Origin of the sequence: Mesorhizobium sp. M0664 (genome assembly GCF_040320565.1) — a bacterium.
In the GTDB taxonomy this organism is placed as follows: Bacteria; Pseudomonadota; Alphaproteobacteria; order Rhizobiales; family Rhizobiaceae; genus Mesorhizobium.
This window is the reverse complement of sequence record NZ_JAMYPW010000059.1, coordinates 17,545-30,530: the sequence shown is the minus strand read 5'-3', so window position 1 is coordinate 30,530 and position 12,986 is coordinate 17,545. Positions and strand designations below refer to the sequence as shown.

The window sequence follows — 12,986 nt, the reverse complement described above, 5'->3', positions numbered from 1 at the left end:
CTCCGCTAAACACGGGGGCTGCGCGGCGGACACGCCGACGTCACCGCGATGCCACGCCATTTTGCAGAACTTGACGCACACAACTACTGTCGCCCAATGCGAGGCGCGAGCGGATCGATAGCGGCGCTGCCGAGCCGATCGACGAAGCCTCGCCTCGAACGGCTTGTGGTTGCGTCGAGTCGTTCTCGAGGAAATCCACGCAGATAACCGCGACCGTGCATTCAAGTCATGAGCTTGGGCAGCGCTGCCGACAGTGCATCGACGGCAAGGCGGACTTTCATCGGCAGATGAGGCGTCTGCAACCACAGGGCATGAACGTCGTAGAGAAACCAGGATTGTTCCGACAACAGCGGGACAAGTGCGCCCGCCTGGATGCGCTGGCGAACCAGCCAGTATGGCAGCCAGGCGAGCCCCATGCCGGCGGCCGCGGCATCGGCGATGGCATCGAGGTCGTCGAGCCGCAATCTGCTGACTGGCCTGACCTCAATCGCGGGGTGGCCATTGCGCGGAAACAGCCACGGCTGAACGGCACGCCCGGAACGGCGGTAGATGATCGCGTGATGGCGGCCGAGGTCATCTATTTCCTGCGGCTGGCCGTGCCGGTCGAGATAGGACCGCGATGCGCAGACGACCATGTGCTGGCGCGCGATGCGACGCGCCATCACCCCGGCCTGGTCCTCCAGGTCGCCCGTTCTAATGGCAAGATCGCAGCCGTCCTCGGCGAGGTCGGCGATGGCATCGCTGAACGACAGGTCAAGTTCCAGCGCCGGATATTGCTGCGCAAACCCGAACAGGATCGGGGCAACGCAGCGCCGGCCGAAATGCACCGGCATCAGGACACGCAGCTTTCCGCGCGGTTCGGCAAGCTGGTCGGCGGCGAGTGCATCAGCGGCCTCCGCTTCGGCAAGCACCAGCCGGCAGCGTTCATAATAGGCGCGCCCGAAATCGGTCAGGCTTTGGCGGCGCGTGGTCCGGTTGATGAGGCGCACGCTCAGGCGCTCCTCGAGAAACCGGACATGCTTGCCGACCATCGGCCCGGACAGATCGAGAGCCGCCGCCGCGGCTGCGAACGAGCCCAGGTCGACGGCTTTGACGAACACGGCCATGCTCGTAAGGCGATCCATATTCAAAACCTGCAGTTTCTGCTGATCTACTCAAGCGGCTATTTATCCGCCTGATGAGCGCTGGCATAGCTGATTCAGTTCAAATATTTTGGAGTTTGACCGATGGCACGTGTCGTTCGCTTTCATGAGCTCGGTGGTCCCGAGGTCCTGCGCATCGAGAATGTTGACACGCCTGCGCCCGCGAGCGGTGAGATTCAGATCCGCGTCAAGGCGTTGGGTATAAACCGCGCCGAGGCGCTGCTGCGTTCGGGGACCTACATCCAGACCGCGCCGTTGCCTTCCGGTCTTGGGCTCGAGGCGGCGGGTATCGTCGAGATGGTCGGCGAAGGCGTGGACGGGTTTGCGCCTGGCGATGCCGTCAGCATCGTGCCGCCATTGTCGATGGCCCGCTGGCCTGCCTATGGTGAGATTGCCACATATCCCGCCGAGCTCGTCGTCAAGCATCCACCATCGCTGAGTTGGGAAGAAGCCGCCGCAGCGTGGATGCAATATCTCACCGCCTACGGTGCGCTGATCGACATTGCCAACCTCCAAAACGAGGACTTTATTGTCATTACCGCGGCCTCGAGCAGCGTCGGACTTGCCGCGATCCAGATCGCCAACATGGTTGGCGCGACCCCGATCGCGGTCACACGGACATCTGCCAAGAAGCGGGCTTTGCTTGAGTTCGGCGCGGCCCACGTCATCGCCTCGGCAGAGGAGGACCTGGAAGCCAGGCTGAAGCGAATCGCCGGCCCGGACGGCGTGCGCGTGGTGTTCGATGCCGTCGGCGGCCCGATTTTCAAGCCTCTGACGGCGGCGATGGCACCGGGCGGCATTCTCATCGAGTATGGCGGCTTGAGCCTCGACCCGACACCCTTTCCACTACCTGCAGTGCTGGCAAAGACACTGACGATGCGCGGTTATCTCGTCCATGAGATCGTGCGCGATCCGGTCCGGCTGCAGGCCGCCAAGGCGTTCATCCTTGACGGACTGAGCTCGGGTTCGCTGAAGCCGGCAATCGCCAGAACCTTTCCGTTCGACCAGATCGTCGAGGCGCACCGCTATCTCGAATCGAACGAGCAATTCGGCAAGATCGTCGTGACCGTTTGACCGGGCATTTATCGGCCTCACGCCTGCGCCGCCAGCCAGTCCCGCACCTTGCGGGCGTTGTCGCTGAGTTCGCGGTTCTTCGACCAGATGACATGAAAGCCCTTGCCGGTCGTCATCGTGTGGCCGGTGACGCGCACCAGCAGCCCTGATGCCAGCAGCCGCTCGGCGAGGTGACCCCAGCCGAGCGCGATGCCTTGCCCTTCCATGACGGCCTGGATCACCAGCGCATAGTCGTTGATGCGCAAGCCGCGTCCGGCATCGGCGATGTCGACACCGGCCGAGGCGAACCATTCGTCCCAGCTCGCAGCCTCGCGAAACGGCTCTTCAAGATGGATAAGGCGGTGCGATTGAAGATCCGCGACACGGTCCGGCAGCCCGAACCGTGCCACATAACTAACACCGGCAACGGGGAATATCACCTCATCGGCCAGCGGCAGCGAATGATAATCCGGCCATTCCCTGGGCTCGCCGCCGCGGACGCCGAGCGGGATGTCTTCGGCGATGATGTCGAGATCGCGGTCGGCGGTCTGGATGCGCAGGTCGATGCCCGGCAATTCGTCGCGAAACTGCTGCAGGCGCGGCATCATCCAGAACGAGGCAAAGGCGGTCGAGGCGGCGAGTGTCACATGCGCGCCGACGGCGATCTGGCGCAGATCCTCCGCCGACTTGCGAATGTGCGACAGGCCGAGCGAGACGTCGGCATGGAAGCGGTCGCCGGCCTCGGTCAGGCTGACTTGCCGGTGGCGGCGCTGGAAGAGTTTGGCGCCGAGCTGCTCTTCGAGCCCACGGATCGCATAGGAGACGGCAGCCTGCGTCATGCCGAGCTCCCGCCCGGCGGCGGTAAAGCTCGACAGCCGCCCGGCGGCCTCGAAAACGATCAGGCTGCCGGCAGACGGCAGCAGGTGGCGCAAGCTTCGCATAAGCTGAGCTTATACAAGAGATCAGGATTTTCCAGCGTCACAGCCGCATTTTGTCTGGCTAGATTGGTCGAGACTGGAATATGGAGCCTTCATGAACGCACCGGCCGTTGAAGTGAGCGAACACACCAACCGCCGCAGCGGCGGCCGCCTGGGGCGCAAGGCGTTGCGGGGCGCACCCGTAGCGTCGTTTCCAACCCTGGTCCGTCAGATTCCCGTCTATCAGATGGTCCCGGACGAGGCGGTTGAGCTGATCCACCAGGAGTCACTCTCCATCCTCGAAGAAGTCGGATGCGAGTTCCGCGACGACGAGGCGATCGCAATGTGGAAGGCGGCGGGCGCCGATGTCTCGGAGACAAGGGTCCGGATCGACCGCGCCCTGCTGATGGAGCTCATCTCGAAGGTCCCGTCGGAGTTCACGCTCAATGCGAGGAATCCCCAGCGTTCCGTACGTGTGGGTGGAAACAACTCCATCTTCGTGCCGATGTACGGAGCGCCTTACGTGCGCGACCTCGACAACAACCGGCGCTACGGCACACTCGCCGACCTCAACAATTTCCACAAGCTCGCCTACATGGCGCCGGCGCTGCATTCGTCGAGCTCGATCATCTGCGAGCCGATGGAAATCGCGGTGCCGAAACGTCACCTCCACATCATCCATTCGGCGCTGAAGCACTCGGACAAGCCGTTCATGGGCATCGTGACCTCCAGGGATCGAGCCGAAGACACGATGGCGATGGCAGGCATCGTGTTCGGCGAGGATTTTGTCCGCGACAACCCGGTTCTGGTGTCGATCACCAACTGCAATTCGCCGCTGGTGTGGGACGCCACCATGCTGGACGCGATGAAAGTCTATGCGCGCCACAACCAGCCGCTGATCCTCGCCCCCTTCGCCCTTTGCGGCGCCTCGACTTCGGCCTCTGCCGTCGGTGCGGTCGCGCAGGTCAATGCCGAAGCGCTGGCGGGCGTCGCGTTCACACAGCTCCTGCGTCCGGGTTCGCCGCAGATCTACGGACAGTTCATGGTGACGGTCGACATGAAGACCGGCGCTCCCATGGGCGGCACGCCGGAGGCGGCCCAGATGATGTATCTCATGGGCGCGCTGGCGCGGAAGTATCGTCTGCCGTGGCGCACGTCCGGTTTCCATGTCGGCTCGAAGCTGAACGACGCCCAGGCGGGCTACGAGGCGAACATGCTGATGCATGCCGCCATCCTTGCCGGCGCCAACTACATCTGGCACTCCGCCGGTTGGCTCGAAGCCGGCCTGACCTGCGGCTATTCGAAATTTGCCACCGACTGCGAGCAGCTTGTCGGCTGGTATAAATATGCTGGCGGGCTGCCATTCGACGATTTCAAGGAGGCTATGGCGGCTATCCGCGAGGTCGGACCGCAGGGCCATTTCCTCGGCACCCAGCACACGCTTGAACATTTCGAGTCCGCCTTCTTCATACCGAGCATCATGGACTTCAATTCATTCGAACAGTGGAAGGCGGAAGGAGCAAAGGACCACGACACCCGCGGCCGCGAGAAAGCGCGCAACATGCTCGCCGATTATGAGGAGCCGAAGCTCGATGAGGGCATCGCCGATGGTCTCAAAGATTTGATTGCGCGGCGCGAGGAGAAACTGCCGGACAGCGTTAGTTGATCACGGGCGAAGACCCGATGCGAACCATAAGGGAGGAAAAAATGACACTCTTCAGAAGCAACGGCGATCGCGTATCGAGCGCCATCGAAGCAATGGCCAGCGAGGCGCGCGCCGGTCGCGTCGACCGGCGGGAGTTTCTGGCCCTGGCAAGCGCTTTCGGCGCATCGACGGCCCTTGCCTACGGCATGATTGGACTTGCCGTGCCGGAGCGGGCTTTGGCTGAAGAGCCGAAGAAAGGCGGAACGCTGCACGTTTCGATGTCGGTGAAGGCGCAAAAGGACCCGCGCACCTACGACTGGGTGGAACTTGCGAACATTTCACGCTGCTGGCTCGAGCCGCTCGTACGCTACACCCGCCAGTTCACATTCGAGCCGGTTCTGCTCGAAAGCTGGGAGGTCAACGACGACGCCACCGAATACGTGCTGCATGTGCGCAAGGGCATCGCCTGGAACAACGGCGATGCTTTCAACGCCGATGACGTGGCCTACAATCTGACGCGCTGGTGCGAGAAGGCTGCCGCCGGCAATTCGATGGCCGCGCGCGTCGGTGCGCTGATCGATGCAAAGACCGGCAAGGCCAGGGAAGGGGCGATCACCAAGGTCGACGACAACACGGTGAAGCTGAAGCTGAACGAGCCGGACGTCTCGCTGATCCCGAACTTCACCGACTATCCGGCGCTGGTGGTCCATCGCAACTTCGACGCCGACGGCGCCAATCCGATCGAGAAGCCGATTGGCACCGGGCCGTTCGAACTGGTGTCTTATGCGGTCGGCCAGAAAGCGGTCGTCAAGCGTCGTGAGAATGGCAAATGGTGGGGCGGTGAAGCGCTTCTCGACGGCGTCGAATTCATCGACTACGGAACCGATTTCAACGCCTCGATAAATGCATTCGACTCCGGCGAAATCGACCTCAATTTCGAGACGCCGGCCGACTTCATAGACATTCTCGACAAGATGGGGCTGGTCAAATCGGAGGTTGCGACAGCGACCACGCTCGTCGCCCGGACCAACATCACGAACAAGCCCTATGACGACAAGCGGGTTCGCAACGCCCTCCAGATGGCCGTCGACAACAAAGCGGTGCTCGAACTTGGCTACGCCGGGCGAGGCACTGTTGGTGAAAACCACCACGTCAGTCCGATTCATCCGGAATACTACGCGCTGCCCAAGAAGACACGCGACGCCGCGGGCGCCAGGAAGCTTATGGCCGATGCCGGGCAGGACGACTTCGAGCATGAACTGATCACCGTCGAGGACGATTGGCAAAAGAACACCGGCGACGCTATTGCCGGCCAGTTGCGCGATGCCGGGATCAAGGTGAAGCGCACCGTGCTGCCGGGATCGACATTCTGGAACGACTGGACGAAATACCCCTATTCGATGACCATCTGGTACATGCGCCCGCTTGGCGTACAGGTGCTGGCGCTCGGCTATCGCACCGGCGAGGCCTGGAACGAAACCGGCTACTCGAACCCTGATTTCGACGCCAAGCTCAAGCAGGCTCTTTCGCTCATCGACGTGGAAAAGCGCCGCGAGGTCATGAAGGACATCGAGCAGATCCTGCAAGATTCGGGCGTCATCATTCAGCCGTTTTGGCAGAAGCTGTTCAGCCACATGAACGAGAAGGTGAAGAACTACGGTGTCCACCAAACCTTCGAGATGGATCTCCAGAACGTCTGGCTGAACGCCTGAGTTGCCAGCAGAGGACGCGTTGCAGGATTTCATGGACCGCAAGAAGGCCGACGGGCAAGATGCGTGGTACTGATAGCTTCCGTCAGTGAACAATCGGGGACACCCATGAAACTGCCACTTTTTGTTGCCGCGCTTTCGATGGCCGTGCCGGCGGCCGCGTTTGCCGGCCCTGCTGCCAACGCCGTGAAGTTCTTTTATGTCCCGTCGGTCAAGTTCGAGGCCGATGCGCAATATCGCGACCGCTTCACCGCGCCGGTGACGAAACTGTTCGAATTGAACGACAATGCGGCAAAGAACCATCCGGATGAAGTTCCCTGCATCGACTTCGCCCCTGGTCTCGATGCGCAGGACTATGACGAGAAGACCGTGGCCAAGACGCTGACGCTGGCCGAAACGCTGGACGGCGACAGCGCCGAGGTGACGGCGACGTTCAACCTTTTTCCGGAAGGCGATGGTTCCAAACGCGAAATGGTCTGGTCGTTGAAGAAGATCGACGGCCAGTGGAAGGTCGCCGACATTACCTCGAAGACCAGCGGCTGGACCCTGAGTGCGCTCGAATGCCTGGCCGGACAGTCGCCGGAGTGATGCCGTGCTTCGCTGCCGTCCCTGGATTTTGGCGACTGCGTGCCTGCTGGCCGGATTGAGCAGCGCCGCCGCTCAAGGCCTGTTCGGCGCGCCACCCGCAAACGCGCCGGCCGACAGTGCGGCACCTCCGCCGGCAGTTTTGCCGCCGGCAGAAAACGCGCCGGCCGCAGCCGAGCAGCCGGGCTCGCCGACCGCGGTAGTGAAGCCGTTCTACGAGCATGCCGGGCTCGAGGTCGATCCGGCTCAGCGGGGCCATTTCACCGACCCGGCAAAGTCGGTGCTGGACAAGAGCGACGCGCTGCGGAAGTCGGGGCAGGGCGAGTGCCTCGATCCCAACATGGCGCTCGACAATTCCGAATACGAAAAGGCGGAGATCGACAAAAGCCTGAAGACCATCGAAGCGATCAAGGGCGACGAGGCCAAGGTCGTCGTCGCTTTTGTCGTCTCCGGCAATCCGCACCGGCTGGAATGGAAGTTCAAAAAGATCGATGGCGACTGGAAGATATCGGACCTGCTCTCGGTGACCGGCGAATGGGCGCTAAGCCAATACCAGTGCGAGTGAGAACGGAACCGATGAAGATCACCAACGTCCGCGTCACCCACGTCAACGTCCCGCTCGATGCTCCGTTCTGGTGGACGGCTGGTCTCTACGGCGGCGCCTCGAAATCGATCATCGAGGTCGAGACGGACGAAGGCGTGGTCGGACTGGGCGAGGCGCCATGGTGGCATTTCGGCGAGGTGATCAAGGCCGAGATCGCGCCGGCGCTGATTGGCGCCGATCCCCTCGACATCGCCGACTGCGAGGCGCGCTGCGTGCCGCCCTGGCAGATTACCGCCAACACCGGCGAGAATGCAGCCACGGTGGCGTTCGGCGCCGTCGAACTGGCGCTGTGGGATATAAGAGGCAAGGTCTTCGGCATGCCGCTCTACAACCTGCTCGGCGGCGCGGTGCGCAAGGACATTCCGTTTTCGGAATATTTCGCCTTTCGCCCCGCTCACGGCGGAGCCGGCGGCGAGATGACCGCCGAAGCGATCGTCGACTACTGTCTCGGCATGCGAGAACAGCACGGCTCGACGATTTTCGAGGGCAAGCTGATCATGGGCGATCCCGAGCTCGAGATCAGGACAGTGCGCATGCTGCGCGAGGCGCTTGGCGATAAAGCGCAGATCAAACTCGATTCCAACATGCAGTGGTCGCTGACCACAGCGCGCTGGGTGCTGCGCGAGATCGAGCCGTTCAACATCCGCAACTACGAGGATCCGGTCGCGACCTTCGAGGAGATGGCTGCGCTGCGCCAGCATTCGCGCATTCCGTTCTCGACGCACATCCCGGATCTCAGACGGGCAGTCGCGCTCGGTGCGCCGGATTACTTCGTCTGCAATTTCGCAGCACTCGGCGGATTGTCGAAAACTCTGAAATTCATCGCCGCCTGTGAGGCGATGGGCAAGGGGTTCTGGTGCTATTCGAACGATCTCGGCATCATGACATCGGCTTATCTGCACGTCGTGGCGGCGACACCGTGGATCACCGAGGCGTCGCAATCCCTGTTTCGCTGGCAGATCGGCGATGTCATCAAGGACGGTCCTTTCCGCCAGACGGGCAATACGGTGCGCGTGCCGGAGGGTGACGGGCTGGGCGTCGAACTCGATCCGGCGGCAATGAAACGCTGGTCAGCGCACTTTACCGAACACGGGCCGATGCACCATTTCAGCGACCCGAACAGCCCCAGCCGCTACCGGCGGCTGCCGCTCAACTGATGCGAAGTGCACGTGACCGATCGATGAGAAGAGGTCCTGTCGTGGTTGCTTTATTCGCGGCGGTTTGCGTCCTGGCCTGCGCTGTCACCTGGGAGGCAGGAAGCCACGCGGTGGCCCGCGTGCCTCAGCAAAGCTTCACGCTGCCTGTGGGGTTACCGGTGGAGCGCATCGTTCTGAAGCGGGAGGGCGCGCCCGACCTTGCCGGTTGGGTGGCGGATCGGCAGGACAGTTGCGGAACAATCGTGCTGTTACACGGACGTGGTTCAAACAAGCTGGCCATGGTTCCAAGAGCGAAGCTGCTTTTCGAAAGCGGCTACTCGATCGTGCTGTTCGATCTGTCGGGACATGGCGAAAGCGGCGGCGATATCAGAGGCTTTGGTTACATCGAACGGCAGGACGCCAGCCGCATCCTCGCCTTTGCCCGGCAACGCTTCGCCGGTCGCAAGGTGGCGGCCATCGGCTCGTCGCTCGGTGCGGCTGCTTTTGTATTTGGCGCTCAGCAGGAGCATGCCGACGCCTATGTCCTGGAGCAGCTCTACGCGACTTTGCTGGAAACCACGGCGTTGCGAGCGCCCTTGCCTATGTTGCGCGACGTACAGGCGACCATCCTCTTGGCGCAGATGCAGCTCCGCCTTGGCTTCGGGGTAGATGATGTCAGGCCGGTCGATCGCATCGGCGCGATTGATCGGCCGATATTGCTGCTAGCAGGCAATTCGGATCCGTTTGTCGCTCGCAGCCAGACACTGGCGTTGAAAGATGCGGCAGGCGCTGACGCAAAGCTGGTCTGGTTCGACGGCGCGCGGCATGTTGATCTCTATCGCTATGACCAACAGCGGTACCGCGACGCGGTGATGCCTTTCCTGGAGACCAACCTGTGCCGGACCGGGATCAGGTGAGCCGCTCCGTCCGATCAGCCGCGCCCGCGATAGGGGGCGACGCCGGTGTCGGGCAGCCACACACCTTCCGGCGGCGCGCCGGTTTGCCAGAACACGTCGATCGGAATGCCACCGCGCGGATACCAGTAGCCGCCGATGCGCAACCACAATGGCTTGGTCGCGGCGATGATGCGGCGGCCGATCATGACGGTGCATTCTTCGTGGAAGGCGCCATGGTTGCGAAACGAGGTCATGAACAGCTTGAGCGACTTCGATTCCACCAGCAGCGCATCGGGTGCGTAGTCGATGACGATATGGGCGAAGTCCGGCTGGCCGGTGACCGGGCAGAGCGAAGTGAATTCCGGGCAGGTGAAGCGAACGATGGCCGGCGGGCCGTCGCCGCGCGAAAACGGCACGGTTTCCAGGACTGCCGCTTCAGGGCTCTGTGGCGCCTCGACGTTGGTGCCGAGCTGGGTGAGGTTTTTCGTATCGGTCATGAGCAGGTTCCTTGCTGCATGTCGCCCAAAACTGCGCAGCGATTTTGGGACAGCGACATGCGTAAAAACAAAATTTGCCGCTCATTAGCACAATTTGAAACAGCAGGAAGACGATGACCAGCAATGACCCGCTCCTCCAGCCCTATCAGCTCAAGCATCTGATGCTGAAGAACCGGGTGATGTCGACCAGCCATGAGCCGGCCTATTCCGAGGACGGCATGCCGAAGGAACGCTACCGGCTCTACCATGCCGAAAAGGCCAAGGGCGGCATGGCGCTGACCATGACCGCCGGTTCGGCGATCGTCTCGCGCGACAGCCCGGCCGCTTTTGGCAATCTGCATGTCTATGACGACCGCATCGTGCCGTGGCTCGCCGAGCTTACCGATGCCTGCCACGAGCACGATTGCAAGGTGATGATACAGATCACCCATCTCGGCCGCCGCACCGGTTGGAACAAGGCCGACTGGCTGCCCGTGCTGTCGGCTTCGCCGGTGCGCGAACCGGCCCATCGCGCCTTTCCCAAGACTATCGAGGACTGGGATATCGAGCGCATCGTAGCCGACTATGCGGCGGCCGCGCAGCGCTGCCAGGCTGCCGGCCTCGACGGCATCGAGTTCGAAGCCTACGGCCATCTGATGGACGGTTTCTGGTCGCCGGCCACCAACCAGCGCGACGACGATTTCGGCGGCTCGCTCGACAACCGGCTGCGCTTCACCGGAATGGTGCTCGACGCGGTGCGTGCCGCGGTCGGCGAAAAGTTCGTCGTCGGCATCCGCATGGTCGCCGACGAGGATTTCGAGAAAGGCCTGTCGAAACAGGAGGGCGTCGAAATCGCCAGGCGGCTGGCCGGCTCCGGCAAGGTCGATTTCCTCAACATCATCCGTGGCTCGATCGAGACCGATGCGGCGCTGACCAAGGTCATCCCGGTGACCGGCATGCGGTCGTCGCCGCATCTCGACTTTGCCGGCGAGATCAGGGCAGCGACGAAATTCCCGACCTTCCATGCGGCGCGGATTTCCGACGTCGCCACCGCGCGTCACGCCATCGCCACCGGCAAGCTGGACATGGTCGGCATGACGCGCGCCCACATTGCCGACCCGCATATCGTCAAAAAAGTGATGGAGGGCCGCGAGCACGAGATCCGCCCTTGCGTCGGCGCCACCTATTGCCTCGACCGCATCTATGAGGGCGGCGAGGCGCTGTGCATCCACAATGCGGCGACGGGCCGCGAGGCTGATATCCCCCATATTATTCCGAAAACCGAGGGACCGAAGCGGAAGGTGGTCGTCGTCGGTGCCGGCGCCGGCGGGCTGGAGGCGGCGCGCGTCGCCGCCGAGCGCGGGCACCAGGTGACGGTGCTGGAAGCATCGAGCCAGGCCGGCGGCCAGGTGCGGCTGGCAACGCAAAACCCGCGCCGCAAGGAATTGATCGGCATCATCGACTGGCGCCTGGCCGAACTCGACCGGCTGGGCGTCGAGATCCGCTACGACAAATGGGCGGAGACGGACGACGTGCTGGCGCTATCGCCGGACGTGGTGGTGGTCGCCACCGGCGGCCTGCCGCAGAACCCGCCTCTGACGGCGGGCGACGATCTCGTCACCTCGAGCTGGGACATCATGGCCGGCAGCGTCAAGCCGGCCGAGAACGTGCTGCTCTATGACGACAATGGCGGCCATCAGGGCATGGGTGCCGCCGAACTGATCGCCAATAGCGGCGCCAGGCTGGAGCTGGTTTCACCAGAGCGCTTCTTCGCCCCGGAAATGGGCGGCATGAATCATGTGCCCTACATGCGCGCCTTCCAGGAAAAGGGTGTCACGGTGACCATCAACACACGGCTACGTTCTGTGCGGCGTGAAGGCAACCAGCTGATCGCCGAGCTCGCCTCCGACTTCGCCGATGGCTGGCGCGGCGAGCGGCGGGTCGACCAGGTGGTGGTCGAGCACGGCACGCTGCCGCTCGACGATCTCTACCTGGCGCTGAAGCCGCTGTCGAAGAACGCCGGCGCGATCGATTACGAAAAACTGATCAATGGCGGCGACATCTTTCCTGCGCGCAATCCGCAAGGCGGTTTCGTCGTCTTTCGCATCGGCGACGCGGTAGCTTCACGCAATATCCACGCTGCGATCTATGACGGCATCAGGTTCGGCTTGCGAATCTGAGGAATATTTTGGATTGATTGGTGGCGCGCAGCCGAACCTCCGTACGGAGAGCCACCACGGTACGTCGGTCCGGTCTGCGCGCCGCGCACGCCGCCGGCCATCGCCGGGCACCGTACGATCTTGCGATTGCGGCAGGACGTTCAAAACATCCTGGCGGTGGCCATGCAGAACACGGTGATGACCAGCAGGCCGCCGGCGATGCGTTCGCCCTTTGTCATCTTGGCGCGCAACTGGGTTTGCTTCGCCGCATCAGCGCCGGCCAACTGCCTGCTGGCGGAACCCACCAGCGCGCCCTGAACCCCGGCGGCGATTAACGCCGTCAAGATGCCGAGCGCCAAGACCTTCTCCATCGAGCCGAAAGAGCCGTTGTGGAAGAAATACCACAGCAGCAAGCCGGTGAGGAAAACCACGCCGGCTGCGCCCATTTGCGGCCGGAAGAAACGTTCCGCCCTGATCTCCGGTTCGCGGGCGACCGCGATGGTGGTGCCGGCCCAGAACACGCCCGCCATGACGTGAAGGCCGAGGACGATGATGTAGACATATTGCATGACCGCATTTCCTCTCTTGCCCACCGCCAGGCATATCGATAGATATCAAATTATTAGATGTCAACGCATAAGCTCGAGCCGGTTCCATAGGCTTT

General features: G+C 62.6%; 12 protein-coding genes. 8 read left to right on the top strand and 4 right to left on the bottom strand.

Annotated features, from left to right (window positions below):
* Window positions 1–221: 221 nt before the first annotated feature.
* Window positions 222–1,124: a LysR family transcriptional regulator gene (locus NKI39_RS30955; RefSeq protein WP_352473618.1), complete on the bottom strand. Its 903-nt coding sequence runs from the start codon at window positions 1,122–1,124 to the stop codon at window positions 222–224.
* A gap of 102 nt (window positions 1,125–1,226) precedes the next feature.
* Here NKI39_RS30955 and NKI39_RS30950 point away from each other — a divergent pair, with 102 nt between their 5' ends.
* A complete protein-coding gene (locus NKI39_RS30950; RefSeq protein WP_352473619.1) occupies window positions 1,227–2,216 on the top strand; it encodes a zinc-dependent alcohol dehydrogenase family protein in 990 nt (329 codons plus the stop codon).
* Between the two features lie 17 nt (window positions 2,217–2,233).
* Here NKI39_RS30950 and NKI39_RS30945 read toward each other — a convergent pair whose 3' ends face one another.
* The gene (locus tag NKI39_RS30945) at window positions 2,234–3,136 is read right to left on the bottom strand and encodes a LysR substrate-binding domain-containing protein (RefSeq protein ID WP_352473620.1); all 903 of its coding nucleotides are present in this window, start codon (window positions 3,134–3,136) and stop codon (window positions 2,234–2,236) included.
* 91 nt (window positions 3,137–3,227) lie between these two features.
* Between NKI39_RS30945 and NKI39_RS30940 the strand changes: the two genes are divergently transcribed.
* The 6 genes from NKI39_RS30940 to NKI39_RS30915 all read left to right on the top strand — a co-directional run bounded on the left by NKI39_RS30940 (window position 3,228) and on the right by NKI39_RS30915 (window position 9,708).
* Complete coding sequence (locus NKI39_RS30940; protein ID WP_352774936.1) at window positions 3,228–4,778, top strand: trimethylamine methyltransferase family protein; 1,551 nt, start codon at window positions 3,228–3,230, stop codon at window positions 4,776–4,778.
* A 41-nt stretch (window positions 4,779–4,819) separates the two neighbouring features.
* Window positions 4,820–6,469 (top strand): ABC transporter substrate-binding protein, encoded by a 1,650-nt coding sequence (locus NKI39_RS30935; protein WP_352836579.1) that lies wholly within the window; start codon window positions 4,820–4,822, stop codon window positions 6,467–6,469.
* Between the two features lie 105 nt (window positions 6,470–6,574).
* Window positions 6,575–7,054 (top strand): DUF3828 domain-containing protein, encoded by a 480-nt coding sequence (locus tag NKI39_RS30930; protein WP_352542343.1) that lies wholly within the window; start codon window positions 6,575–6,577, stop codon window positions 7,052–7,054.
* A 4-nt stretch (window positions 7,055–7,058) separates the two neighbouring features.
* Window positions 7,059–7,616 (top strand): hypothetical protein, encoded by a 558-nt coding sequence (locus tag NKI39_RS30925; RefSeq protein ID WP_352473625.1) that lies wholly within the window; start codon window positions 7,059–7,061, stop codon window positions 7,614–7,616.
* 11 nt (window positions 7,617–7,627) lie between these two features.
* Window positions 7,628–8,812 (top strand): mandelate racemase/muconate lactonizing enzyme family protein, encoded by a 1,185-nt coding sequence (locus tag NKI39_RS30920; protein WP_352836576.1) that lies wholly within the window; start codon window positions 7,628–7,630, stop codon window positions 8,810–8,812.
* 110 nt (window positions 8,813–8,922) lie between these two features.
* Window positions 8,923–9,708: an alpha/beta hydrolase gene (locus NKI39_RS30915; RefSeq protein ID WP_352617767.1), complete on the top strand. Its 786-nt coding sequence runs from the start codon at window positions 8,923–8,925 to the stop codon at window positions 9,706–9,708.
* Between the two features lie 14 nt (window positions 9,709–9,722).
* Here NKI39_RS30915 and queF read toward each other — a convergent pair whose 3' ends face one another.
* Window positions 9,723–10,184: a preQ(1) synthase gene (gene queF / locus NKI39_RS30910; protein WP_023674394.1), complete on the bottom strand. Its 462-nt coding sequence runs from the start codon at window positions 10,182–10,184 to the stop codon at window positions 9,723–9,725.
* A 113-nt stretch (window positions 10,185–10,297) separates the two neighbouring features.
* Here queF and NKI39_RS30905 point away from each other — a divergent pair, with 113 nt between their 5' ends.
* Window positions 10,298–12,343, top strand: a complete 2,046-nt coding sequence (locus NKI39_RS30905; RefSeq protein WP_352473628.1) for an oxidoreductase — start codon at window positions 10,298–10,300, stop codon at window positions 12,341–12,343.
* Between the two features lie 140 nt (window positions 12,344–12,483).
* Here NKI39_RS30905 and NKI39_RS30900 read toward each other — a convergent pair whose 3' ends face one another.
* Window positions 12,484–12,891, bottom strand: coding sequence for a hypothetical protein (locus tag NKI39_RS30900; protein WP_023674396.1), 408 nt, complete (start codon window positions 12,889–12,891; stop codon window positions 12,484–12,486).
* Between the last annotated feature and the right edge of the window lie 95 nt (window positions 12,892–12,986).